The sequence below is a fragment of the Gilvimarinus japonicus genome, assembly GCF_042847215.1.
Taxonomy (GTDB): Bacteria; Pseudomonadota; Gammaproteobacteria; order Pseudomonadales; family Cellvibrionaceae; genus Gilvimarinus; species Gilvimarinus japonicus.
The window spans coordinates 1,324,551-1,347,299 of sequence record NZ_AP031500.1 but is presented as its reverse complement, the minus strand read 5'-3'; the positions used below and the strand labels follow the sequence as shown (position 1 = coordinate 1,347,299).

Annotated in this window: 28 protein-coding genes and 1 tRNA gene; 19 read left to right on the top strand and 10 right to left on the bottom strand. The window is 49.0% G+C overall.

Annotated elements, in window-relative coordinates; genetic code table 11:
• The first annotated feature begins 801 nt into the window (after positions 1-801).
• From dcm to ACGHAD_RS05595, 6 genes are all read left to right on the top strand, one after another.
• Positions 802-2,058 (top strand): DNA (cytosine-5-)-methyltransferase, encoded by a 1,257-nt coding sequence (gene dcm, locus ACGHAD_RS05620; protein ID WP_382416541.1) that lies wholly within the window; start codon positions 802-804, stop codon positions 2,056-2,058.
• Positions 2,043-2,483: a very short patch repair endonuclease gene (locus ACGHAD_RS05615; protein WP_390403511.1), complete on the top strand. Its 441-nt coding sequence runs from the start codon at positions 2,043-2,045 to the stop codon at positions 2,481-2,483. The genes dcm and ACGHAD_RS05615 overlap by 16 nt, the downstream gene beginning before the upstream one ends.
• Positions 2,450-3,637, top strand: a complete 1,188-nt coding sequence (locus ACGHAD_RS05610) for a type II restriction endonuclease (RefSeq protein ID WP_382416543.1) — start codon at positions 2,450-2,452, stop codon at positions 3,635-3,637. The genes ACGHAD_RS05615 and ACGHAD_RS05610 overlap by 34 nt, the downstream gene beginning before the upstream one ends.
• A gap of 42 nt (positions 3,638-3,679) precedes the next feature.
• Positions 3,680-4,021, top strand: a complete 342-nt coding sequence (locus tag ACGHAD_RS05605; RefSeq protein ID WP_382416545.1) for a hypothetical protein — start codon at positions 3,680-3,682, stop codon at positions 4,019-4,021.
• A gap of 163 nt (positions 4,022-4,184) precedes the next feature.
• Positions 4,185-5,132: an adenylate/guanylate cyclase domain-containing protein gene (locus ACGHAD_RS05600; RefSeq protein ID WP_382416547.1), complete on the top strand. Its 948-nt coding sequence runs from the start codon at positions 4,185-4,187 to the stop codon at positions 5,130-5,132.
• Positions 5,129-5,647 carry a Pycsar system effector family protein gene (locus tag ACGHAD_RS05595; RefSeq protein ID WP_382416549.1) on the top strand — a complete coding sequence of 173 codons (519 nt, stop codon included), beginning with the start codon at positions 5,129-5,131 and terminating at the stop codon, positions 5,645-5,647. Before ACGHAD_RS05600 ends, ACGHAD_RS05595 begins: the two co-directional genes overlap by 4 nt.
• A 93-nt stretch (positions 5,648-5,740) precedes the next feature.
• Here the strand turns inward: ACGHAD_RS05595 and ACGHAD_RS05590 are convergent, their stop codons facing one another.
• Both ACGHAD_RS05590 and ACGHAD_RS05585 read right to left on the bottom strand, forming a co-directional pair.
• On the bottom strand, positions 5,741-6,439 hold the full coding sequence (locus ACGHAD_RS05590; protein ID WP_382416551.1) for a phospholipase D family protein: 699 nt from the start codon (positions 6,437-6,439) through the stop codon (positions 5,741-5,743).
• A gap of 122 nt (positions 6,440-6,561) precedes the next feature.
• Complete coding sequence (locus tag ACGHAD_RS05585) at positions 6,562-6,846, bottom strand: XRE family transcriptional regulator (protein ID WP_382416553.1); 285 nt, start codon at positions 6,844-6,846, stop codon at positions 6,562-6,564.
• A gap of 124 nt (positions 6,847-6,970) precedes the next feature.
• On the opposite strand from ACGHAD_RS05585, the gene ACGHAD_RS05580 reads away from it, so the two are divergent.
• The 9 genes from ACGHAD_RS05580 (at position 6,971) to ACGHAD_RS05540 (ending at position 14,143) form a co-directional block, all read left to right on the top strand.
• On the top strand, positions 6,971-7,237 hold the full coding sequence (locus tag ACGHAD_RS05580) for a hypothetical protein (protein WP_382416555.1): 267 nt from the start codon (positions 6,971-6,973) through the stop codon (positions 7,235-7,237).
• Positions 7,234-7,476 (top strand): helix-turn-helix domain-containing protein, encoded by a 243-nt coding sequence (locus ACGHAD_RS05575; protein WP_382416557.1) that lies wholly within the window; start codon positions 7,234-7,236, stop codon positions 7,474-7,476. The genes ACGHAD_RS05580 and ACGHAD_RS05575 overlap by 4 nt, the downstream gene beginning before the upstream one ends.
• A gap of 294 nt (positions 7,477-7,770) precedes the next feature.
• Positions 7,771-8,070, top strand: coding sequence for a hypothetical protein (locus ACGHAD_RS05570; protein WP_382416559.1), 300 nt, complete (start codon positions 7,771-7,773; stop codon positions 8,068-8,070).
• 266 nt (positions 8,071-8,336) lie between these two features.
• Entirely contained in the window at positions 8,337-8,567 is a 231-nt protein-coding gene (locus ACGHAD_RS05565; protein ID WP_382416561.1) for a hypothetical protein, read from the top strand.
• A 132-nt stretch (positions 8,568-8,699) separates the two neighbouring features.
• The gene (locus ACGHAD_RS05560; protein WP_382416563.1) at positions 8,700-10,034 is read left to right on the top strand and encodes a hypothetical protein; all 1,335 of its coding nucleotides are present in this window, start codon (positions 8,700-8,702) and stop codon (positions 10,032-10,034) included.
• A gap of 2 nt (positions 10,035-10,036) precedes the next feature.
• Positions 10,037-10,375, top strand: coding sequence for a DUF2523 family protein (locus ACGHAD_RS05555; protein ID WP_382416565.1), 339 nt, complete (start codon positions 10,037-10,039; stop codon positions 10,373-10,375).
• A 3-nt stretch (positions 10,376-10,378) separates the two neighbouring features.
• Positions 10,379-11,671, top strand: a complete 1,293-nt coding sequence (locus ACGHAD_RS05550) for a zonular occludens toxin family protein (protein ID WP_382416567.1) — start codon at positions 10,379-10,381, stop codon at positions 11,669-11,671.
• A 199-nt stretch (positions 11,672-11,870) separates the two neighbouring features.
• On the top strand, positions 11,871-13,157 hold the full coding sequence (locus ACGHAD_RS05545; RefSeq protein ID WP_382416568.1) for a hypothetical protein: 1,287 nt from the start codon (positions 11,871-11,873) through the stop codon (positions 13,155-13,157).
• Positions 13,154-14,143: a tyrosine-type recombinase/integrase gene (locus tag ACGHAD_RS05540; protein ID WP_382416570.1), complete on the top strand. Its 990-nt coding sequence runs from the start codon at positions 13,154-13,156 to the stop codon at positions 14,141-14,143. The genes ACGHAD_RS05545 and ACGHAD_RS05540 overlap by 4 nt, the downstream gene beginning before the upstream one ends.
• Positions 14,144-14,185: 42 nt before the next feature.
• On the opposite strand, the gene ACGHAD_RS05535 is transcribed toward ACGHAD_RS05540, so the two are convergent.
• The 3 genes from ACGHAD_RS05535 to dmeF all read right to left on the bottom strand — a co-directional run bounded on the left by ACGHAD_RS05535 (position 14,186) and on the right by dmeF (position 15,779).
• Positions 14,186-14,262, bottom strand: a tRNA-Met gene (locus ACGHAD_RS05535).
• Between the two features lie 120 nt (positions 14,263-14,382).
• Positions 14,383-14,814: a PaaI family thioesterase gene (locus ACGHAD_RS05530; RefSeq protein WP_382416572.1), complete on the bottom strand. Its 432-nt coding sequence runs from the start codon at positions 14,812-14,814 to the stop codon at positions 14,383-14,385.
• A 35-nt stretch (positions 14,815-14,849) separates the two neighbouring features.
• On the bottom strand, positions 14,850-15,779 hold the full coding sequence (dmeF, locus tag ACGHAD_RS05525; protein ID WP_382416574.1) for a CDF family Co(II)/Ni(II) efflux transporter DmeF: 930 nt from the start codon (positions 15,777-15,779) through the stop codon (positions 14,850-14,852).
• A 68-nt stretch (positions 15,780-15,847) separates the two neighbouring features.
• Here dmeF and ACGHAD_RS05520 point away from each other — a divergent pair, with 68 nt between their 5' ends.
• Positions 15,848-16,123: a metal/formaldehyde-sensitive transcriptional repressor gene (locus ACGHAD_RS05520; RefSeq protein ID WP_382416576.1), complete on the top strand. Its 276-nt coding sequence runs from the start codon at positions 15,848-15,850 to the stop codon at positions 16,121-16,123.
• A gap of 225 nt (positions 16,124-16,348) precedes the next feature.
• On the opposite strand, the gene ACGHAD_RS05515 is transcribed toward ACGHAD_RS05520, so the two are convergent.
• The gene (locus tag ACGHAD_RS05515) at positions 16,349-16,504 is read right to left on the bottom strand and encodes a hypothetical protein (protein ID WP_382416578.1); all 156 of its coding nucleotides are present in this window, start codon (positions 16,502-16,504) and stop codon (positions 16,349-16,351) included.
• A 33-nt stretch (positions 16,505-16,537) separates the two neighbouring features.
• Entirely contained in the window at positions 16,538-17,047 is a 510-nt protein-coding gene (locus tag ACGHAD_RS05510; protein WP_382416580.1) for a hypothetical protein, read from the bottom strand.
• 139 nt (positions 17,048-17,186) lie between these two features.
• Between ACGHAD_RS05510 and ACGHAD_RS05505 the strand changes: the two genes are divergently transcribed.
• Genes ACGHAD_RS05505 through ACGHAD_RS05495 form a run of 3 tightly spaced genes read left to right on the top strand, consistent with a single transcriptional unit; the run spans position 17,187 to position 20,797 of the window.
• A complete protein-coding gene (locus tag ACGHAD_RS05505; protein WP_382416582.1) occupies positions 17,187-17,843 on the top strand; it encodes a paraquat-inducible protein A in 657 nt (218 codons plus the stop codon).
• A complete protein-coding gene (locus tag ACGHAD_RS05500; protein ID WP_382416584.1) occupies positions 17,830-18,444 on the top strand; it encodes a paraquat-inducible protein A in 615 nt (204 codons plus the stop codon). Before ACGHAD_RS05505 ends, ACGHAD_RS05500 begins: the two co-directional genes overlap by 14 nt.
• Positions 18,437-20,797 carry an MlaD family protein gene (locus ACGHAD_RS05495; RefSeq protein ID WP_382416586.1) on the top strand — a complete coding sequence of 787 codons (2,361 nt, stop codon included), beginning with the start codon at positions 18,437-18,439 and terminating at the stop codon, positions 20,795-20,797. The genes ACGHAD_RS05500 and ACGHAD_RS05495 overlap by 8 nt, the downstream gene beginning before the upstream one ends.
• 50 nt (positions 20,798-20,847) lie before the next feature.
• On the opposite strand, the gene ylqF is transcribed toward ACGHAD_RS05495, so the two are convergent.
• From ylqF to ACGHAD_RS05480, 3 genes are read right to left on the bottom strand one after another with little or no spacing between them, the layout of a single operon-like run.
• Complete coding sequence (gene ylqF / locus ACGHAD_RS05490) at positions 20,848-21,783, bottom strand: ribosome biogenesis GTPase YlqF (protein WP_382416588.1); 936 nt, start codon at positions 21,781-21,783, stop codon at positions 20,848-20,850.
• Between the two features lie 10 nt (positions 21,784-21,793).
• Positions 21,794-22,009, bottom strand: a complete 216-nt coding sequence (locus ACGHAD_RS05485; RefSeq protein WP_382416590.1) for an RNA-binding S4 domain-containing protein — start codon at positions 22,007-22,009, stop codon at positions 21,794-21,796.
• Between the two features lie 19 nt (positions 22,010-22,028).
• Entirely contained in the window at positions 22,029-22,724 is a 696-nt protein-coding gene (locus ACGHAD_RS05480) for a hypothetical protein (protein WP_382416592.1), read from the bottom strand.
• Positions 22,725-22,749 lie beyond the last annotated feature (25 nt).

Genomic DNA, 22,749 nt, shown 5'->3' with positions numbered 1-22,749 from the left:
CATAGTAGGGGTGGGGGGAAACGGGGCACGGGGCACGGGGCACGATATGTCGCGCCTAAGGTGTGGCATGCGCAGGAGCGTATTGTAAGTGCTGAGATTGATCGGATGGCCAATGACCAACTAACGCTCGTGAGCATGCCGGCTGCGGCTTACGGGCATGACGTATGTAAAGCGAGTGAAAGAAGGTGGATTGGAGCAAGATGCTCAATTGACACGTTAGGCCGTAAACCAGCTGGACGATATGCGCTAGAAAGCCGGAGGCAACTCTGTGCTATAAAAAGGCCCCGCAGCAAAGCTACGGGGCCGGGCAACCAGTGAATCGAAGCGAGAGACCAGGGCGGGTGAATTCTAAAACGCTAAGGCGTTTTAGAGCCCTTCGGGCGGCGCTTCGCTTGTTTCCCATTGCTGACGTCGATGGGTGAACCGGGAGCGGTTCTGCGACCTACCCCGTAACTCCAATGAAATAAAAAGGCCCCGTAGCAAGCTACGGGGCCTTTTTATTTAATATGGTAGCTAGGGGCGGACTTGAACCGCCGACCCCAGCATTATGAGAGCCTTGGCCTTCATCACACTGAGCCTCAATCCTATATAAGTCATAGCGTTAATCCACGTTAGACCTCATCGATACACCTTCCGTTGAGGGAAGTTGGTAACTCGGTGGTAACTTTTATGCTCCTAATTGACTATTTCATTTCCGTGTCAATTTATTGTATATCCGTACAGACACTGTTGATTTTTACAGTATTTAATGTAGTATCTCTGGGAGATATTATGGAAAAAACTTCCACTAGGTGGCCCAGTATGAATAATGTACAGAAATTAGCGAAGTTGCATGCACTGATAGGTGAAGACCAGCTTTCCGAGCTGCTGGGTGTCACGGTTAAAACTCTGAAGAACTGGCTTAAAGAAGAGAGCATCCCTAAGGAAAGCACTGTCTCAGCCAAGTTTGATCAGATTTTAACCAGCATAGCCCGCCCTTCCGTAAGTGATGACGCAGGGTTTACTTTTATAGACCTGTTCGCTGGTGTGGGTGGCCTCAGGCGTGGATTTGAATCTATTGGCGGTAAGTGTGTATTTACCTCTGAGTGGGATAAATACTCTCAGAAGACTTACCGTGCTAACTATCAAGATCACCACCCCGTTGTCGGTGATATCACAAAGGTTGGCACTGACCTTATCCCGAGTCATGATGTTCTACTGGCGGGTTTTCCATGTCAGCCGTTTTCGCTCGCCGGTGTGTCTAAAAAGAACTCACTCGGGCGGGCACATGGGTTTCAGTGTGATACCCAGGGTACATTATTTTTTGATGTTGAGCGCATTATTCAGGCTAAACGCCCGAAAGCTTTCCTGCTTGAGAATGTTAAAAACCTTACGAGTCATGACAAAGGCAATACCTTCAAGGTAATTATCCACACACTTCAGGAAAAGCTTGGTTATAAGATTCATTATCATGTTGTAGATGCAAATGGATTTGTTCCCCAGCACCGCCAGCGCATTTTTATAGTCGGTTTCAGAGAAGACGTCCCTTTTGAATGGAGTGATTTTGTTCATCCCGGGCGTGGAACCGTTACTATGAAAGATATCCTTCACCCGGAAAACGGGTCAGAACTGGCTGAACCACCTTACACAGAAGGCCCCCAAGCCAAAGTTTCTGGTGATTTCGTGATCAGTACCAAGCTGTGGACCTATCTCAAAGATTATAAGAAAAAACATGAAGCCAAAGGTAATGGCTTTGGTTACGGCTTGGTAACTGAAAAAGATACTGCCAGAACAATGTCGGCTCGTTATCATAAAGATGGCGCCGAAATCCTGATTTCCAGAGGTGGTAGAAAGAACCCACGTAGGCTAACTCCTCGCGAAGCCGCCCGCCTAATGGGGTACCCCGACTCACACGTTATCCCTGTTTCCAATACGCAGGCTTATCGCCAGTTCGGTAATTCCGTTGTAGTGCCTGTAATTAATGAAATCGCTAGGATTATGGCCCCCCATATCACCCATTTGGTGGACAAAGAGCGCGGTAACCAAAACTCTGAGCCCGACCTATGGCAGATAGCCTGACTCCGCAGCAACGCAGTAGAAACATGGCTTCTATCCGAGACAAGGATACGAAGCCAGAAATTCAGGTAAGAAAGTACCTGTTCAGTCAGCGATTCCGCTACCGGCTTCATCGGCATGATCTGCCCGGTAAGCCCGATATCGTCATGCCCGGGCGTAAACTTGTTATCTTTGTAAATGGCTGCTACTGGCACCGCCATTCCGGTTGCAGGCTTGCTTATACCCCCAAATCGAATATAGAATTCTGGAATGCTAAATTTGACGACAACGTCCAGCGAGATATAAAGAACCATAAAGACCTCCAGGCACTTGGGTACAGAGTAATCGTTATCTGGGAGTGTGAAGTACGGTCAGGGACTTATAAAAACTGGATTATTCAAAGGATAATGAATAAATGTCAGACTTCGGACAACTCAGAGATTACATAGATGGCGCCGCTGTTAAGCGTCTCAGTGACGTCGAATGCGACCCCACAAAATCAAACCAGCATGAATTGAATGCAACACGCCTGATACGTGACCTTTTTGGCGAAGGCAGAGCCGAGTACCCCGCCAGATACATCAGGTTGGAAGATGACGAAGAAAAGATTGAAGATATAGAGGGTACCGTCACAATTTACGATGCCCGCGAATCTCATCCCACACGCTCTGAATACCGCCTTTACTACCAAGACAACCCCGCCATTACCAGCGCAGAGACTGGAGATATTCTAGCGATTATTCTAAAGAAAGACCAATCTGTGATTTTTATTTCAGCCCCCGCCGGTTCACAGTCTGAGCTGGAGCTTATAGAGCTTTTTGGCGAGAATCAGTCTACTAACTTCCGCTCTCTTGACTTTAAAAACGACAACACCGAAGTGAGTATATCCAAGCGGTTTATTCTGGAAGAAATTGGCATTGAGGTTACTGCCGAATTCGGCAAGAGCTATCTGGATATTATTCAGTCTCGGTTTGGCGGACTCATTTTCCCTAAAACCCGACAATTTTCTGCGTTGGCGCAGGAACTAGCTGGTGATAGTAATAGCTTCCAGACAGCTGACGATGCAATTATTGCCTGGTGGGAAACCGAAGAAGCTATGTTTCGACAGCTCGAAGGTGAACTTATAAGCCAGAAGCTTAATTCTGGTTTTAAAGATGCAGATGACTTCCTCAAGTTTTCGACCACAATCAGGCAGCGGAGAAGCTCACGAGCGGGTAACGCGCTTGAAAACCATTTGGCTCAGCTTTTCAATGAGAAGAATATTCGTTACTCGTGGGAGCCGAAAACCGAAGGCAACAAAAAGCCCGATTTCCTTTTTCCTTCTATTGATGACTACAGGGACAGTTCATTCCCTGAAGACAGGCTGACAATGCTGGGGGTAAAAACAACCTGCAAAGACAGGTGGCGACAGGTTCTAACCGAAGCTGATCGTATTAATAATAAGCACCTTTTCACACTTCAGCCTAAAATATCTGAAAATCAGACCGATGAAATGAAAGCTTCGGGACTGACTTTGGTCGTCCCTGAAAGCATTAAGTCAAGCTATTTTGATAGCCAGAAGCAATGGCTTTTAAATCTTCAGGACTTTATAGAGCATTTGTGATTGCACGCGAATTAAAATAACTACAGCATAAGGATGGTTTGAATGAAAAGTGATAATTTTGTTGCGGACATAAAAATACTATTTGATTACATAAGAAATATCGGTTTATGTGTAGCCATTATTTTAGGCGTTCCGTATGTCGAGTCCTTAATTCCATTTTTTTCTGCAAAGGTAATTTTTGCTGCATTTTCAGTAGGAGTGGTTTTCGGTCTTTATGTTTTAAATTACATGTGGCTTAGATCCGCACTTAAAACCGAGCCAACCTCCAAATTTTTCCACTCCTTCGGGATATTGACTCTCATAATTGTTTTTACTATGACCTTGGGCGGGGCATCAATTTATAATCTTTTCTCGAAGTCTCAGGCTTTTTCTTGGGTGTATTGATTCATCACCCACCCAATACAGCCAATATATTATCACCACAAAACCCCAGCCCTCAGCCTCAAAGGTAGTGTTTTGATAGTAGTTTTTATGCGCCACTGATGGCAGAATCAAGAAAAATGGCCCGCACCTATCGCGCGGTCGTTATGGATACTAAGGAATTCCTGTGGCACTAAGAGATTTTTTAAAAGACTTGGATGACAGCGTAAAAGTTGTGACATCCTCTGATTTTGAAGTCGAAATCATCGAAACAGATGAGGTGCCATCTTTTTCAGATGCAAGCATTACCTACGACAACTTGGATACAAAAAAGAAAAAATGTAAGCGGTTAGAAAGCTGTGTTCTTTATGTAGACATAAGGGGTTCAGCAAAGATAAGTGCAGAGCGACAACCGAAAACTCTTGCTAAAATGTACTCAAGCTTTGTTCGCACTATGATTTCATGTGCCCGCTACTATGATGGCCATGTAAGGAATATTGTAGGTGATCGAGTAATGGTCGTTTTTGATAAGGAAAAATGCTTTGAAAACGCTGTTGATACAGCCATTTTAATGAACAGTGTATGCAAGAATATTCTGAATAAAAGAATTTCGTCATTTGAGTTTCGAGCAGGAATAGGAATCGATTATGGGAAGATGCTAATTACTAAGTCAGGTGCAATTCGACAGGGAGGGGAAAAAGAATTCTACCGAAGTCTTGTTTGGCTTGGCAAACCAGCAAATACAGCGTCCAGACTAACAGACCTAGCGCATAAAACCGAGAATCATAGTACTCCAGCAATTTGTCAGGGCAACTATTACCCACACATCAAAGACTGGCATTGGCAAGACAAGCCGTATGAGCAGTTTATTGACGACCTAGAAACAACATACTCAAGGATGCTGAGGCACAAAGATCAGTATTTTAATACATTCTTCAAAACAACCATGTCACATTCTCAGACTCACAGCCCAATACTTTTTACCAAATCCGTATTTTATGGATTCAAGAAAGCTAGACCAGAGGATGATTCAATAACAAATAGTTGGTGGCGAAAGGAAAATCTTGACGTCAGAGACTACGATGGAGATATTTATGGTGGCGACGTAATGTTTTTAGCGGCTAAAGAACTATGAATAAAGACGAAATTGATTTATTAGACAAAATTCTTTCAAAGACCAACGATTGGATTAAGTTTGCTGAAGCAAAGAATGGCGCCATCATTGCAGTTGTTTGCTCCTTCATGTTTGGAGCAAACAGGATACTCTTAAACTTAGATGACGTACCTGGCTATTTAATATTGTACCTTTACGTATTTTTTGTTTTTTCATTCCTGTCATTAGTGATCGCATTAAGTTCGTTTATACCAAGACTAAGAAAACCGTTCTGGCTAAAAACTGAAGAAAAGAGTGATAATGACAATCCGTTCTACTTTTTTGATGCGTGTAAGTATGATGCTTACAGCTACTTGAAACTTTTAGGGATAACGCTCAGCAATAATAAAGTCGCTGAAAAGATGGCTGACCAGATAATTGTTAATTCAAGAATAACATCCCTTAAGTTTAGTCTTTTTACAAGTTCCGCATGGCTATTTTTATTTGCGTTATTGACGCCGCTTGGCGCAATATTTATATGGCTGCTGAGAGAGTAAGCCATAACAAGCGCTTCTGCAGCGTAAATTTTCCGCCTCTCATGTTCAGGCTATGCGAGATAGTACAAACAATGCTATCTCGCCGCCCGCCGATCAGACCTCTAGCTCTGCTGGCCACAAAAAGTAAGGGCCGTACCGTCCTTTAGGCATAAATTGCCCACCTGCCGATTTTCCTTTGTCTGTAATGAAGTGCTTGCCGTCTTTATCTTCCAAGAACTCTTTCTCGCAAAATATCCCCAACAGCTCTTCGGTTGTTTTCCCGAGCTTTTTGGCGAGCTTAGAGGTTGTTAGCTTTTCGGTTTTCGAGTCTTCGTTACTTTCTGCGTCCCCGTCTTCAGATTTAGGAATTCTTTTGAGGCTTACCCTCACCTCTTCACTGACTCGTATGATTCGCTGTGCTTCTTCGTAAGCCTCTTTAAACGTTTCTGAGTCGTCTTCTTTACTTAGAAGTACGCCCATTTCATTGTTGTTTACCTGGCTAAACTCATACAGATTTAAACTGGTAATAATACAAACGTCTTCATTCAAATAGCATTTTGCGTGGAGGTTTTTACAGAAGCTTGTACGTACATAGGTTAAGTCGTTAAGCCAGTTAATTTCCTCTGGCTGCAACTCGCTCTTTCCGTAGACGATTCTCACGTCAATTTTTAATCTATTCTTGTCGGAAAGAAGCTCTTTAATTCGGTCATTAAGCTTTAAAAAGGGGCTGATTAATATCACTCGGTCTCGTGCGTCTTTAATCAGCTCTTCTAGAAAATAATTTGTTCCGCTTGTGTTTAAAAACTTCGCCATGTAAATACTCCAATCCTTGATTTCCTTTACTGCGTCTATGCGCAGCTCCTACTTTCGGTTGTGACACCACGGTCGCAATTGTCTTATTTTGCCCGTCCACCTATTGGCTACCCTAGCCGCTATTAACCGGCCTTCCCTGCTGTCCCTAAGTCTTCCTGGGCTTTCTTTGTCATTGGGCTTATCTGTCCGACCTCTGGCATCTCTTCGCCGAAGGCAAGCCACATTTTGTAATCAGGCCAAATTTCCCCTAAAGCTTGAATTTCACCATGCCTTAACTGTGTTTTTTTCTGTATCACACTGAGCCAGCGGTTATAGCTTATTCCGGTTCTTCGACTTAGCTCATCTCTCGTTATTTTCTCTTCTCTCAAGAGGATATTAATTCTCTCAATTGCATCAAGTGAATCCATAGCTACCATTTCCTAGTAATTATTCCTAGGAACAATTACCATAAGTTATACATTAAACGTGTTTCATTGTGGCGCAACAAGGTTTGAAAGCCAAGCCCAATGAAGAACAGCAAGGGGTTAAACAATGGATTTTGAACACTGCGACTTTCGCGCTTTTGACGGATCAATCTGGCGCCTCACCTATGAAGACCTGCGCTTTAAATTAACCTCTGAGGCCTCTGCCCTGCACCTGTGCATTTACTCCGACTACATCACCGTAGCCAACTGCCTAACCGACTTCTGCAGCGTCTCGTTTACTAACGGCTCTATGGGTGTACCTGCCGATCAAGGCGCCGTTGTACAGCAGTACGTAGACGCCATCAGAGCCCGTGCGCTGGGCGGTGCTGCATGAGCCCTATCAACCCCTCTCAACGCTTACAGCTGTCAGTGCTGCCCCCTGTGTCGTCACAAGAGCAGTTCTCCCAATGGCTTGGCACCACTCCCGATACCGTGCGTGGCTGGATCGAAAACGACACTATCCCCCACGTCAAAATCGGTCGTCAGCGCTTCGTCAATGTCGTCGCCCTTGTCGAATCCATGCAAGAAGGCAAAACCATCTTTGCCCGGGGTGATTTCAATGATGCTGATTAGTATTTTTTTAATCTCTACCTGTAGACGTGCCTTTACGGCACAAGGCCGCGTGAGCGGGGCCAGTGTGGTCAACAGCGCAGCGTCGGCCCTGCCGATTGTCCACACGGTAAACGTTCTAAGCGTGGCCAATAGAAAACCGATCCCCGCAGCCATTAGCGCTGTTTTGCCCCTGTCAGCACCTACCGAGTCCTGCCTAACTCATTCTGCACACGGGCCTTTTTATACCCATCACTCACGCGAATTGCCGGCGCGTGAGTTGAAACCTAAACCGGCGTTATCTTCAAAGGTGATTCTATGAACCAAGTAATGAATTTTGATCTATACGGTGCCTCACTCGCTGACGTTGACGGTCGTCAATACGCCTCGCTCTTTGTCGGCCAGGCTGTTGAGGACGAAAAAGAGGAAAGCGCGAAAGGCATCGTCATTATGAAAATGTCGTGCGACCCCGAGGTGTATCAATCCCTCAACCTCTCGAAATATCCCGCCAGTGTAGAAGCTCACATACGCCTCAAAAAAGCAGCTGGCGGCAAGATGGGTCAGCACTGCGTGAAGGTTGTTGGTAAGCAAGCGCCTGCCGCTGCCGCGAGCAAGTAATCATGTATCAGGTTGTCTGCCCGTCTACGCCTGCCGTTTTAGTCGATGGTAATGGTGTTCTTGTTGAGACGACCTGTGAACAGGGTTGGTTGGTCATTGAAACCGACCCTACAACGATCACCGAGCTAGTCGGACTCTTGCAGTTCGACCTCGGTACCTTCTCCAGCCTGCTGGGGACTTGCATTGTGCTTTTCATCATGGGGCACTCTGCTGGGCATGTCGCCCGAAACTTAAACCGCGTTTAACTCGATAAGAGGACTTATGTTATGAAAAATGCATTCACCCTGCTGAAAAGCAAAACTGTCAAAGCCGCTGCTGTTGTGACCGGCGCCTTGGCCTCAACGGCAACCTTCGCCCAGGAAACCGGCATTTCGTCCGCCATTAGCGCAGCCGAAACCGAGGGCGTTAGCTCTGTCACCCTCGCCGTTGGTGCGGTTATCGCCGTGGCTGCTGTGGCCATGGGCTTTAGCATCATTCGCGGCATCATCAGCCGTTAATTGGTGTTCCTATGCTGGTTACGGTTTTTATGGTCATTCTGATTTGGTTTTCTTTTCTCTTCGGTTTCTATACGGGCCGTATCAGCTGAGGCCCTTCGGGGCCTTTTTTATTGACAACTCAAGGTGCTTACAGTGAGACCCATATTTTTAAAAGCATTTGTTATTTTAGCCTGTTTTTTTTCAATTAGTTCGCATGCTCAACAAGAGACCGGTGATACGATAGAGTGGTCAGCAACAATAAAAACAACGGGCTTTGCGCCTAAAGGTGAAGAATCCGAATTCTATCTTTCTCGCTCAGCGGAATGTTCAAACCCGCCGCTTGGTAACGCATCTTATTGTGAGTATATTGATCATCCGAACACTGATAACTATTCTCCATCGATAAAAATTTATCTTTGTGACGTTACTTTTCTCAGCACTCTCGATCTCCAGCCTTACACTACAGTAAAATTTCTCGGCATTAATCCATCCAATACAGGCTACGAATGTTCTGCCATCATTCAAAATGTTTGTTCCGACCAGGAAGGCACTCCAGTTGACTCAGAGTCAATAACGGTTAATCACGGTTCAAACTGCTCTAACCAGTGTGAAGCAACACAAACTCCTTTGGGGTGGGAGCTAACTGGCGCCCCCGCTGCATGTCAAATGGATGAGGGGCAGTCTTCATCACAATCTAACAGTAGCGAAGACGGCGGTGATGACGGTGGTGGCGGTGGCTCTGAATCATCAGAAAGCAACAACAATAATAGTTCTAGCAGTAGCGCAAGCTCCGAGTGTGGCTTTGATAAAGACTGCGATGGAGATATTGACGAGGACGACTACGATTACATTGACGAGGACGGGTGTTATATCAGCCATGATACAACTCCATATTGTCCAACTTCAGGAGGTTGCGCAAATTCTTTTGAGATAAATGGTGTCGAGTATTGTGCTGATTCAGACGGCGATGGCAACGGCGATCCCGATGGCGAGTCCGATGGAGACGGTTCTAGCTCTTCATCTTCAACAGGCTCTAATAGTTCCGAGGGTTCTCAAAGCTCCGAGGGCACCGCTAGCGGTGGTGATACATGTGGTTCGCCTCCGTCTTGCTCTGGGGACGAGATCGCTTGCGCATCGTTCCTACAGCTATATTACCAGCGCTGCCCAGACATAGAAGGCAGCGCAGAAAAGCCCGGCGTTTACGACGGGGAATCCGACCACACCCTCAATATTCAAGACCGCTTACAACAAGCGAAAGACGAATTTAAGTCCATGTACGACAACGTCGCCAATGATCTTAAAAGCCAATTGTCTTTATCTGTCTCCGGCTCCGGTGGCGACCTTCCTTGTGAATCAATCGAAATCAAAGGAAAAACCTTAGAAACCGGCGTATGCGTTCAAGAGGACTTTTGGACAAAGATTCGGGGCTTACTCGTTGCAGCGGCGTCACTCATTGCGGCTTATATCATTCTCGTGCCTAGGGGGTAACGATGGACGTTTTTAAAGAACTCGGCGAATTTATAAAATCCGTTTATGAATGGGTGATTGATCTACCAGATATGATAGATCAGCTCTTTGAGCGGTTTATTGTCTGGGGGGTGACTTCGTACTTTGAAGCCAAACGCGACACTTTGGAATTCTTTTATTACAACGTCGGACAGCCGGTGATCGCAAACCTCAATATCTCCGATCAAATCAGCAGAGCACTTTCAGGCATAGACCCTCAGATTTCCGCAGTACTCGCATACGCGGGCGCCTTTGAATCGTTGAATATCATCCTGTCTGCCTATGTCACCCGCTTTGTACTCGACTTTATACCGTGGGCTTAAACCATGACTGCAGTTATTCACCACGGCCCCCCAGGCTCTTATAAGACCTTCGCTTTAGTGCAAAGGGTGATCATCCCCGAATTGATCAAAGGCCGCACTGTCGTCACCAATGTTCGCGGCGTAGAGCTTGACGCAATCGCCGCTCAATACGGCGTAGAGTTGCCCGAGCAATCACGCTTGATTTATGTAGAGCCGGACATAGCCGGTTACAAGCATATGGCGCGCTTCTTTCATTGGGTACCCCTTGGCGCGCTCATCGTTATGGATGAAGGCCAGCGCGTCTACCCTACCCGCGAACGCTCACTCTCACACTTAGATCAGGCGACCGATAATGTATTTTCTGATGAATCCGGAACCGTACAAACTGACGATGACGGTAATCATATTTTTCGACCTTACAACATTGAAAACGCCCTAGACCAGCACCGTCACTACAACTGGGACATCTACATAAGCACGACGAACATTGGCAAGATCAATGGTGAAATCCGTAAAGTCGTAGAGTGGTCTTACCGCCATCGCAACAACTCCGGCCTTCTCCCTTGGTATAAAAACACGTGGACGGAATTCAGACATGACGCAGAGCAATCAGGAAAGTCCATCAGTCACTATTCAGGCACCCCGAAAAAGTACAAAGCCGACCCAAAGGCCTTCGCATGCTACAAGTCCACAGCTACGGGAAAGGCTAAAGAGTCTAGCGAGAACATTTCGGTCTTTAGAGACCCTAAAGTTCGCATGCTACTTGGCTTGCTTATCTGTGCTGGCGTTTATATCTCGGTTGTGGGGTATCAAAAGTATCAGGATGTGCAGGCGCGTATTAATCCTGATAAGTCGAAAGCTGTTGAGAACGGGCAAGATGTCAGTTTGGTTCGTCCTGAAAACGATAGGGCGGGTACTGGCATGGGCAATCGTGTTCTCAACGCTCAGCCTTCTGGTTCGCTCGGCCCTCGTCTCTCTGGCGTAGACCTGATAGCCAGTGGAGCAAAACTATACTTTACTGGCTCGGTTAATCGTAAGTTGTGGTTTTCCCTTGTCTTATGTGATGAGGGCCCGGCTTGCGAAATACCCCTGAAATCAGATGACTTAGAACTTGTTGGCTATGATGTACTGAGACGCTCACAGTCGTTTGTCAAGCTTGTACATACCGAGACCGGTCGGATAGTCATAGCATCACACAAGCCGGCTGATACGCGACTCTACACGCCGCCTGAGCGCAGTAGGAACAGTAACCAGCAATCACCGAACTTCCAATTCGTTTCACCAGAAGGCGACGTATTCAAACCGGTGCCGTTGTGATGGTCTCGGTAAGGGGGTTCTCTTTTGGGTTTCGGACGCTGCAAGCGCTGCGCAGCTATGCAAGCAAAAGCGCGCAGCGTCCGAAATCCCCAGCCCTAACGTCTCTGTAACACGTTAATAATAAGGGGAGTGCTACCCCACAAAGAAACACAAACAACCATAAAACAAACTGAATTGACTAAAAAATAGGCTGATTAATATGCGATACGAAAACAAGTTTTGGCACCGTGAAGGCAACCGTTTTTATCAAGAAAATAAAGAAGTTGATTTAACCGGCCTGCGTTACCTACATAGCGGCGTTGACACTGTTAAGCAGCTTTACAACTGTTTGATTCGTCCTGACGTTCTCCAAAGTTTGCAGCTTTCTTATGATTTGGCTGACGTTTATTTTGAAGTGGGTGGTGTGGATTGGCTGATTACCCGATCCTCTAAAGCATCTGGGTACCAATTTATCCTGAAAAACCTAGACCTCGGCTTTGTCGTATTACTTAAATCTTTCTATGCTGACGCTGATATTTCCGCCTCTCACCTTAAAATCGAATGCACACCGCAATTAATCGCTGATCACACACCTGCCAGCCTGACCGCCTTAATCGACCAAATAGCCGGTTTGTTTTGCGTCCAGCTCGTGCATGCGGGCATATCGGTTCACATCGCCACGGACGTTAAGGGTCTGGTGATGCCCAGTGACTTTGAGGCTCGCTTGGTAGCCAAAGCCAAACGCCAATTTAAATTTAACACCATTAGCAATATACAAATGGAGCTTAACGAAACCTCGGTAGTCTATGGGGCTGGTCAGTCCTACACTTTTGGCTCTGCTGGTGCCTTACAATTTTGCGTGTACGATAAGACCGCTGAGGCAGTCAAAAGCGACAAAATAGGCTTTTGGGAAGATGTATGGTCAGAAGTGCCGGCAACTGACTTTAACGGCGATTTCAGCGACTCTGCGCGCATATCCGAGTATGAGCAAGGGGATCAGATACACCGCATTGAGGCCCGTTTTCATCACTCCGTGATTAATCAATTCTGCTGGGGTACTAAACTCGATGATGGTTCACCGTTGACCATTAAAAACTACATTGAACTCGTCCCCCACTTAACCGCACTGTGGCAGTACGCGTTAAACAACTTTCGCCTGCAATACTCCACCAGCTACATTGACCCCATTTGGCAATCACTGATCCAAGATGTGCAGTATTTCTGCCCTTCCCCTAAGATTCATTACCGTCGACAACAAAAACCACCGTCTGACAATTCACGGCGTAACGTCGCCTTCTGGCTCGGCAATCAAATTAAGCTGTATTCTCGTGCTCGATTCACACCCGCCTACGTGGTCTCTCGCTTAATGGCATCCGGTTTAGAAGCTGATTTGGCTCATTACTTTAACCTTAAGCTTTACGGCGAATCTGACGCACTACACTCGGTGTTATTGGAGTTTGTCGGCGACAAAATGAGAACCCATTTGTTACAGGGCGTTGCAGCGTGATTAAGAAACAACCCGATGGCCGTTACCGATTAGATTTTTACCCTTTCGGGTCTACTGGGCCGCGCATTGTACGCTATCGTGACACTCGCAAAGAGTGCAAAAAGATTGAAGCTGACTACCTCTCTCGCACACCAAGTGATAACCCCTCACTTGATACACGCTACCTGTCCGATCTGGTCGACCTCTGGTACAAAATGCATGGGTTAACACTCAAAGATCACAAGTACCGTCTATCTCGAACACAAGCGATTGTGACCGCACTGGGTAACCCTCGGGTGCGTAAATTTACCGCGTCCATGTTTGCCAATTATCGAGAAAAGCGTTTAAAACAAGTCTCGATATCGACCATCAATCACGAAACCCGGTACCTCCGGTCTGTTTTCTCCGAGTTAATCCGGCTGGACTTGTACAAGGGTGCTAACCCTATGTCTAAGATTCGCACCTTTCGCGAAGAGGAGCGGGAACTGTGCTATTTGAATGAGGAACAAATCGCTTTAGTGTTGGCCGCCTGCGACCAATCCAGTAACAACCATACCGGTGCGGTTGCCCGCCTCTGCTTGGCCACTGGTGCACGCTGGAATGAAGCCAATCAACTTATGACAACGCAGCTCTTTGAAAACCGCGTGGTGTTCAGTGGCACCAAAAACGGTAAGGTTCGTGTGATCCCTATAAAGCCTGATTTAGCTGCCTATGTGCGTGGCTTATCGTTTCCCTATGGTCGGCTATTTGCTAACTGTTATTCGGCGTTTCGGTGCGCTATTGAGCGTTCGGGCGTTGTCTTACCTGACGGGCAAATGTCGCATGTTTTACGGCATACGTTCGCGAGTCATTACATGATGAACGGCGGGGATATTCTGGTATTGCAGCGTTTACTCGGTCATTCAGATTTGAAAGTTACCATGCGTTACGCGCATTTCTCACCTCGTTATATGGCCGATGTTCCGGCACTTTCTCCACTAGGTGGTAACTTATTGGTAACTCAATAAAAAAGGGCTAGTGGATACTAACCCACCAGCCCTTTAGCAATATGGTAGCTAGGGGCGGACTTGAACCGCCGACCCCAGCATTATGAGTGCTGTGCTCTAACCAGCTGAGCTACCTAGCCATATTTAGGGTGCGCATTTTGGCTATCTGGGGGGTGAATGTCAAGCACTGATTTAAAGAAAATCAGTGCTTTAGGGCTGTTTGCAGCTTTCAAGGATCGCAGCGATAAAGCGATTATCGTCTAGCTTAAGATCATGCAGGTGGCCGTTGCCGTGGCCAGCAACTTGCCGCTTGAGTCTTTTAGCGTGCCCTCCGCCACCCCCAGTGATTTGGAGAGATTGATAACCTTACCTTCGGCCGTTAGCGTTGAATTTTTAGGCAATGGCCTGATCATTTTGATGTTCAGGTCGATAGTGGCGTAGCCAACGCCGGCCGCAAGCAAAGAATGTACGGCGCAGCCGGTAACAGAGTCGAGTACGGTGGCGGCAAAACCTCCGTGTACGCCCCCTAACGGGTTTAGGTGGCGATCATCGGCGATGGCATTAAACACAACGGCGCCCTCTTCTGCGCGGACTAAGCTCATGGGCATAGTGTTGGCGATGGACGGACCCGGCACTTGGCCGCTCGCCATCGCTTGTAAAACTTCTAAGCCACTCATGCGGCTAATATTCATTCGCTCGCCCTCGATTAAGATTAACGCGGTAAAGGTTATCCGTCGTAATTGACCTCTACTGTGACATGCACCAACTGCCGGTTATCGTTAAATAATTGCTTTACGTGGTCGGGGGTGATGGTCGCATCGCTGGTTGTGACGGACAAAATGCAAGCGTAGTGCTCCCGCCCCACCCGCCATAAATGATAGTCGGTAATCTCCATCGTACCCAGTGACGCTTGTAATTGCGCGTTAAGGCGCTGCGCTATCGGGGCATCCATCTCGGCGTCTAGCAGTACTTTACCGGTATCTTTGATTAAACCCACCGCCCAAACTGAGACGACACCCGCACCCACGATACCCATCATAGGGTCAAGCCATACGGCGCCCCAGAGCAGGCCACCAATAAGCGCGACAATTGCCAATACTGACGTTAAGGCATCGGTCAGTACATGCAAGTAGGCTGCGCGTAAATTTAGGTCATGGCCATGGTCGTGCTCGTGCGAATGATCGCCGTGGTGGTGGTGATGGTGCCCGTCTTTAAGCAACCACGCACAGGCCAGATTAACCAGCAGCCCCAAAACCGCGACGACAATCGCTTGCTGGTAGTGAATCTGGGTGGGTGACATCAAGCGCTCTACTGACTGAAACAACATCAAGCCGGCAATGCCCAACAAAAAGATCGCCCCGGTAAAACCGCCGAGCACTTCGATTTTCCAGGTGCCAAAGGTAAAACGCGGGTGGGCGGCGTAACGGCGCGCCGCCGCGTAAGCTATCACCGCCAAACCAAGCGCCAAGGTATGGGAGCTCATATGCCAGCCATCAGCCAGCAGCGCCATGGAATTAAACACCCACCCTCCGGTGATTTCAGCCACCATCATCACGGCCGTTAAGATGACTGCCCAGAGGGTATTGCGCTCGCCCAAAGGGTTGCCTTCATCAAACCTATGATCGTGATAACGCTGCCGACTGTCGCCCACTGCCATTGTCTTGACTCCTTAACACTGCAAATTATACTATACCCCAGTATACCTACAGAAACAGGAGAGTGGCAATGGCCCATACCACCAAGCAGCGCGACAAGCTGCTCGCGCGGGTTAAGCGAATTCGCGGTCAAGCGGATGGGATAGAGAAGTTACTGAATCAAGATGGCGACTGCGCCAAAGTCCTGCAGCAAATTGCCGCCATACGTGGCGCCGTTAACGGCTTAATGTCCGAGGTGTTAGAGGGGCATATTCGCGAGCATTTAGGATCACACGAGGCGACAACACAGGAGCGAGACGCCGATATTGAGCAGGTCGTTGCCATTTTGCGCTCTTACATGAAGTAAGTCAGACAGCCACCCCGTGCGAGTAAAGCTCAACAACATATAAGGTCAAACACCGTTAAGCTCACTGAACAGACGGTGCTTATTTGTTTAGGGAGTTAACAACAACCTTACGGCATCGCTAAACGATGGCTCGGATACTTTACCGTGGGAAACCTCGTAACGGCGCTGAGTAATCTGCAGGCGAGCAAAGTTTTTGCAGCGCAAGCGAGCTTTAAATTCTGTTACCTAGGCATCATTACCCTCGGGCAGCGCACTGCTGACCAAGCCGTTCGCGCCATAGCAACGGCTTAACGAGGGCTCTAGCCAAGTCGGCGGTTGATATAAGATGACGGACGCTCGTACCACACAAACACCCGCCTTTAGCGCCGTACGTTGATTCATTTACACCTAGCACGGAATTTATTAAGCGAGACATTACAACGCCAACAAACCCAGCCTACGGACATCGCATCCACGGGGGCCGCAGACTTCAGAAAATAGATAAAGAGTTTGCGGTACGTTATAAATCCAATTAGCCACATTAACGGGCGCTTGGTTTGCGCAACTCAAATCGTAATTTAAGTTGTAGCCGCATACCTCGTAACCAGTGCGCCCGCAAAACAAACCAGGGCCACAGGCGGCGTCGTAAAATGTGACACTATCGGCAATATCGGCGGTTGGCCCCACGCTCAGGTAGTAGCTGTAATCGCGGTTCGGGGTGACATCCCAGTACACCTCAAACAAGCCATCGTAGGCATATGGGTCCAAATAAAGCGGATCGTCGGGGTAAAGCCCGCTATCGACACCGTAGCTATCGACCACCGCAAACTGCGTAAGCGCGAGCGGCGGCGGGGGTGGCGGCGGATTACTGTGCCCCTCAGGCGACTTACAGGCAGCCAGTAGCGCACAGCCAATGAATAGGTAAAGCATCTTAATATTGATCATGGCGCACCTCCTACGTTATATGACAAGCTGACAGTAACGCCCAATGCCTGAATGAAGGCTGAATCATCCATCTTGTGTTTTAGCCGCCAAGCCAGTATTTTCATGGCTACGATCAACGCCTTGCGACAGGATAGCTAACGTGCCGCCACCCTCACTCCCCGAGCTAGACGCCCCCCCACCGGGACAGGTGTTGGTGGCGTGCGCCGAGTGCGATCAATTAATGTACTGCCCGGTACGCAGCAACCAAGGTATACCTCGCTGCCCGGCGTGCGGCGCGACACAACAAGCAAGCCGCCCGTTTGACCCGGCCACCCCACTCGCCATTGCCATGGCGGCTTTAATACTGGCCATACCGGCCAATATTTATCCACAATTAACCTTTAGTTTGTTAGGGCAACCTAACTATTACACGCTAATCGGTGGGGCCCAACATTTACTCGATAGCGGATTCTGGTGGGTTGGACTTTTGGTGCTCATCGGCACCGTCGCGGCGCCACTTGGGTTGTTATTGTTGATCTTACTCGTCTGCTTAGCGTGGTTTAGCCGCGCGCCCACCAGAATATTGGCAAGGCTACTAAAGTGGTATCACCACTTAACCTCTTGGGTAATGCTGGATGTGTACTTATTATCGGTGATTGTCTCAGTGGTAAAGCTTAAAGATCTGGGAGACTTTGAGTTTTCACTAGGCTTTTATTGCTTTGTATTGCTGCTGCTAAGCTTAAGCGCCGCCATGATCACTTTTAACCAAGAACGGTTTTGGGATTTACTCGAGGAGCGAAACCGTGCGCGCGATTGATCACCAGATTTGTCGCTGTGCAGTGTGTGGTAAGCTCGCCTATAAACGCACCTCAAGAATCAGCGTTTGCCCGCGCTGCCATACGCCTCTGCATCAGCGCGAGCCGGGCTCCGTCTCGCGTACGTGGGCGCTACTGATAACCGCCATAGTGGTTTTTATCCCCGCTAACCTTTACCCCATCATGACGGTAGCGCAACTCGACAATAAAACCCCCAGCACCATATTGGCTGGAGTGATAAACCTTGCCGCGCACGATATGCTGCCCATTGCCATTGTGGTGTTTATCGCAAGCATTGCAGTGCCACTATTTAAGCTGCTAGGTATTGCCGTACTGCTGATTGCCGTGCAGCGCGGTAAAAAAATAAACCCGCACCAAGCAACATTTATGTATCGTTTTATCGAGCTAATTGGCCGCTGGTCAATGCTGGACTTATTTGTGATCTCCATCTTGGTAACGTTGGTCAGCTTTGGCAAAATCGCCAGCATTGAGCCCAATGTAGGCGCGACGGCTTTTGGCGCAGTCGTCGTGCTCACTCTGCTGGCTGCCAAAAGTTTTGACCCCCGCTTGATTTGGGACTTACAGGAACCCGACTATGACTGATAAACACGGCATCGCCGACGCGGTACCCGGCGCCTCTGTCCATCGTAAACGCGGTATCTCGGCCATTTGGCTACTGCCCCTGTTGGCGGTAGTGCTGGGCGGCTGGTTGGCCTACAAACATTTCACCGAGGCCGGCGTGAATATTGTGGTGGTTTTCACCACCGGCGAGGGCGTGGAAGCGGGTAAAACCGAGGTGCGCTATAAAGGCATTAAGATTGGTACGGTAAGTGAGTTAAACGTACAACCAAACCTTGAAAGCGTCGCGGCGCAAGTCACCTTAAGCAAACAGGTCGAGCCCGCTCTGCGCGAAGACACCCGCTTTTGGCTGGTAAAACCCGAGCTCTCCCTTGGTGGCGTGCAGGGTCTGGATACCTTAGTCTCGGGTAACTACATTGCCATGCGCCCCGGGGTAAGCAACCGCACCCAGTATGTGTTTAACGCTTTAGAAGATCCGCCGCCACCAGAGCCCGCCAGTGGCGATTTGCAAATTCAGTTAACGGCACCCGATGTCGGCTCTCTGCACACCGGCTCGCCTATTCACTATCGCAAATTGCGGGTGGGCGAAATTGTCGATTACTCGCTCAGCGAAGATCGCAACCGCGTGATATTTCAGGCACAAATTAAGGCCGAATACGCCGACCTGGTCAATGATCGCTCGCGCTTTTGGAACACCAGCGGCATTTCAATTAGTGGCGATTTAAACAGCATTGAGCTAAACACCGATTCGCTCGCCTCGGTTATTTTGGGGGGACTATCCTTTGACACCCGCGCCGGCTTAGACGCCGGCGACGCCGCACAAAACGATGATCTGTTTCGTATATTCCCCAACTTTGCCGAAGCCAACACCGGTCACGAGATCGAGATCGAGTTTCCATCGGCAGAGGGCATAAAAGCTAACCACACTGAGATTCGCTATAAAGGCATCAGCGCTGGCAAAATCATCAAGCTAGAAATGAAGTCGGATTACAGCGGTGTGGTTGCCACAGCCAGCATCAACCCTTTAGCCGACGTCCTGCTCAATGAGAGCACGCAGTTTTGGATGGCGACACCGAGTATTTCTCTGTCCAAAATTTCTGGGTTATCGACGCTGCTAACCGGCACACACATTGAAATGGATTTTTCGCAAGAGCCCGGCACAGAGCAGTACCATTTTGTCGCATTGGCCGAGTCGCCCGCACCGCGCCAAGATAAACCAGGTTTGTATATCACGCTGGCATCCACCGGCTTGGAAGGAATTACCCGCTCTAGCGAGATCTACTATCGCAACGTCAGCATCGGTACCGTCATCGATTACCACCTGAACGACGACCACACCCAAGTCCTGATGGATGTGCACATCCCACCGAAGTTTGCGCCATTGATTACCCGCGAGGCGCGCTTTTACCAAAACAGTGGTATCGACGTAAAAGCCAATTTAAGCGGTGTAAGCATTCAAACAGAATCGCTGGCCAGCGTGTTGCGCGGCGGTATTGGTTTACTCTTACCCGAGGGCGCGAGCAATGCAGCAAAAGCCGACGCCAACAGCCAATTTACACTGCACCCCTCACTGCAAGAGGCCAGCAAACGCGGCCCGTCTATCGCCATTGCCTTTGCCGACGGACAAGACCTAAGCGCCGGCGCCGATATTCGCTACCTCGGTGTCAAAGTTGGCGTGATTGAACGCATCGAACTTAACCACCCAGAGCCGGGGGTAACGGCGCACGTAAGCCTTAAACCAGGCATGGAGGCGTTTGCCACCAAAGGCAGTGTGTTTTGGCGAGTCAAACCAGACATCAGCTTAAAAGGTATTAGCAACTTAGGCACCTTAGTATTTGGCCAATACCTAGCCGTCGAACCGGGTGCCGGGGCAGCGCAATACGACTTTGTCGGCCGCGAGTCGCCGCCCGAGCAATATTTAAGTGAGAATGGCTTAACCGTAACCCTTGAGGCGCCATCGCTGGCATCGATAAAAGCCGGCCGTTCAGTGTTTTACCGCGAGATTCCGGTGGGAACGGTCACCGGCTTTGAGCTGGACGAGAGTGCGCGACACGTTAATATTTATCTACACATAGACCCGCGTTACGCGCCTTTGGTAAAAACTAATTCGGTATTTTGGAACGCAACCGGCATTAACTTTGACTTTGGCTGGCTGTCTGGCGCCACACTAAAAACCGGATCGGTGCAATCGGTACTGGCGGGCGGCATTGCCTTTGCCACCCCCAATGCGCCCGGTGAAGATATCGATGACGGTGCGATTTTTACATTGCACGAGGCAGCCGAGCAACAGTGGCAAGACTGGTCGCCAGAAATTCCTTTGACCCGATCGTCAGTAAAAACAAAGCGCACCGCCGAGAAAAACGACAGCGCACGATAAAGGATTATAACGATTAGCGCGGGCAACAAGCCCGTGCTGTCGGGGCGCCGTTAGCGATTTTTGCGGCTGCGTTTGCGGCGCTCGAGCTTTTTTGCCTCTTTGCGCTCGGCCTCAATCAGCGCGAGGCGCTCGGCCTCGACCACCTCGCGCTCAACCATCTCGGGAGTCTCTAGGCTAATACCGCCAAACAAGCCCGCGCGAAAGTCGTTGACAAACAGCTGCGAGATTTTATTAAAATCAGCGTGCCCTCCAGCCCCTAAGCAACCACGCTTTTTAGCAATCACCTCTAAAAACTCCACTTCGTGATCGGGCAGCTCGTTTAATTGGTAACGCTCTTTTAACGCCTCGGGGTAAGTTTTTAGCAAATAGCCTGCGCCAAAATAGGCAACGTCATCGTATTCCAGAGCAGTATCTTTAATGGCACCGGTAAAGGCCAGGCGGTAACTGGAGTTTTCATACTGTTGTTTGGGCCACAAAATTCCGGGCGTATCCAACAACATAAAGTCGTCGGCCAACCAGATTTTTTGCTGACGCTTGGTGACCGCAGGCTCATTACCGGTTTTTGCCACCGCGCGCCCGGCCAGGGTGTTGATCAGCGTCGACTTACCGACATTGGGGATGCCTAAAATCATTGCCCGCAACTTTTTATAACCGGTGCCGGTTAATGGCACCAACTTGCGGCACAACTCCGGCAGCATTTTCATGCGATTGGGGTCGTTGGTACTAATCGCGAGGGTTTTGGTATTGCGCTGGCTTTCAAAATGCGCTTGCCACAGCGCGATATTGCCCGGATCGGCCAAGTCGCTTTTAGACAGCACTTTAACCACCGGCTTTTCACCGCGCAGCCTTTGAATTAACGGGTTTTCACTGCTAAACGGAATACGCGCATCAAGTACCTCGATCACTAGGTCGACCTCGGGCAGCACTTCGCGCATTTCTTTTTGGGCCTTGTGCATATGGCCCGGGTACCACTGTAACGTTGCCATTTGGCGTGTCCTATTGTTCAATCACAATGGCTTCGCCATTAAATTCTATACGTTGCCCCGGCACTAACTTGCAGCGCTTGCGGGTTTCTACAACGCCGTCGACACTGACCATGCCGGCGTCGATCACTTGCTTGGCAACCGCCCCACTCTCAACCCACCCCTCTACTTTTAAAAGGTTGGCCAAGGTAATAAATTCGGTACCGTTCAGGGTAAATGTATCGCTCATGAGTACCTCAAAGTAATGCTTAAATGTCCCCGCCAGAGCGGGGCTGCAAAGGGTAAAAATCCCGCTGTAATACGCTTAACAGCGGCGGCCACATCCGTCGCCACGCCTGCCAATTGTGTTCACCGTCAACCTCGACCCGATTAACCTCGGGTAACAGCTCGGCAAACGCTTGGCCGGGCTGGTAGAACTTGCCGGAGCGAGCGAGCCCCACATACCAATAGCGGCGCTCGGTCAACGCCGATGCATCGAGCCACGGCCAGAGGTTTTTGTCTGCCTGCCGCTGCGGCGGCGCCACGTCCGTGTCTAGCTTGTATTGGTAATACTCGGGCTCGCCCAAATAAGGGGTTAACAAAGTCAGTGAGGCCGGTCGCCACGAGGCATTATCTCGCCAGTATAACAGACTGCCAAATCCGCCCAGCGACACTCCGGCAAAGTGCAGCGTGTGGTATCCCGCGCGTTTCGCGGGCTCAAGCACATCGGCTTGTAAGCGCACTAGCAAACTACGATCGCGATAGTAGCCAAAGTGGGCATCGGCAACAATCGCATCCAGCGGGAGGTTTGCTTCACGCAACTGATCGATCAGCCCCTCTTGGGCAAAACGTTCGACGCTATCGCCAATGCCAGGCAGCATAATCATTGCATCCTGAGCGCGGGGGCAATCATCGGCGCGCGTTAGCTGATAATTCAGGGCGCGGCAGTACAGACGAGTTTGCATGGGCACATCGGCGCTGCGCAAATAA

Coding starts and splice junctions, on each gene's coding strand:
- dcm (WP_382416541.1), top strand. CDS start 802: ATGAATAATGTACAGAAATTAGCGAAGTTGCATGCACTGATAGGTGAA.
- ACGHAD_RS05615 (WP_390403511.1), top strand. CDS start 2,043: ATGGCAGATAGCCTGACTCCGCAGCAACGCAGTAGAAACATGGCTTCT.
- ACGHAD_RS05610 (WP_382416543.1), top strand. CDS start 2,450: ATGTCAGACTTCGGACAACTCAGAGATTACATAGATGGCGCCGCTGTT.
- ACGHAD_RS05605 (WP_382416545.1), top strand. CDS start 3,680: ATGAAAAGTGATAATTTTGTTGCGGACATAAAAATACTATTTGATTAC.
- ACGHAD_RS05595 (WP_382416549.1), top strand. CDS start 5,129: ATGAATAAAGACGAAATTGATTTATTAGACAAAATTCTTTCAAAGACC.
- ACGHAD_RS05590 (WP_382416551.1), bottom strand. CDS start 6,439: ATGGCGAAGTTTTTAAACACAAGCGGAACAAATTATTTTCTAGAAGAG.
- ACGHAD_RS05585 (WP_382416553.1), bottom strand. CDS start 6,846: ATGGATTCACTTGATGCAATTGAGAGAATTAATATCCTCTTGAGAGAA.
- ACGHAD_RS05580 (WP_382416555.1), top strand. CDS start 6,971: ATGGATTTTGAACACTGCGACTTTCGCGCTTTTGACGGATCAATCTGG.
- ACGHAD_RS05575 (WP_382416557.1), top strand. CDS start 7,234: ATGAGCCCTATCAACCCCTCTCAACGCTTACAGCTGTCAGTGCTGCCC.
- ACGHAD_RS05570 (WP_382416559.1), top strand. CDS start 7,771: ATGAACCAAGTAATGAATTTTGATCTATACGGTGCCTCACTCGCTGAC.
- ACGHAD_RS05565 (WP_382416561.1), top strand. CDS start 8,337: ATGAAAAATGCATTCACCCTGCTGAAAAGCAAAACTGTCAAAGCCGCT.
- ACGHAD_RS05555 (WP_382416565.1), top strand. CDS start 10,037: ATGGACGTTTTTAAAGAACTCGGCGAATTTATAAAATCCGTTTATGAA.
- ACGHAD_RS05550 (WP_382416567.1), top strand. CDS start 10,379: ATGACTGCAGTTATTCACCACGGCCCCCCAGGCTCTTATAAGACCTTC.
- ACGHAD_RS05545 (WP_382416568.1), top strand. CDS start 11,871: ATGCGATACGAAAACAAGTTTTGGCACCGTGAAGGCAACCGTTTTTAT.
- ACGHAD_RS05530 (WP_382416572.1), bottom strand. CDS start 14,814: ATGAATATTAGCCGCATGAGTGGCTTAGAAGTTTTACAAGCGATGGCG.
- dmeF (WP_382416574.1), bottom strand. CDS start 15,779: ATGGCAGTGGGCGACAGTCGGCAGCGTTATCACGATCATAGGTTTGAT.
- ACGHAD_RS05520 (WP_382416576.1), top strand. CDS start 15,848: ATGGCCCATACCACCAAGCAGCGCGACAAGCTGCTCGCGCGGGTTAAG.
- ACGHAD_RS05515 (WP_382416578.1), bottom strand. CDS start 16,504: ATGAATCAACGTACGGCGCTAAAGGCGGGTGTTTGTGTGGTACGAGCG.
- ACGHAD_RS05510 (WP_382416580.1), bottom strand. CDS start 17,047: ATGATCAATATTAAGATGCTTTACCTATTCATTGGCTGTGCGCTACTG.
- ACGHAD_RS05495 (WP_382416586.1), top strand. CDS start 18,437: ATGACTGATAAACACGGCATCGCCGACGCGGTACCCGGCGCCTCTGTC.
- ylqF (WP_382416588.1), bottom strand. CDS start 21,783: ATGGCAACGTTACAGTGGTACCCGGGCCATATGCACAAGGCCCAAAAA.
- ACGHAD_RS05485 (WP_382416590.1), bottom strand. CDS start 22,009: ATGAGCGATACATTTACCCTGAACGGTACCGAATTTATTACCTTGGCC.
- ACGHAD_RS05480 (WP_382416592.1), bottom strand. CDS start 22,724: ATGCAAACTCGTCTGTACTGCCGCGCCCTGAATTATCAGCTAACGCGC.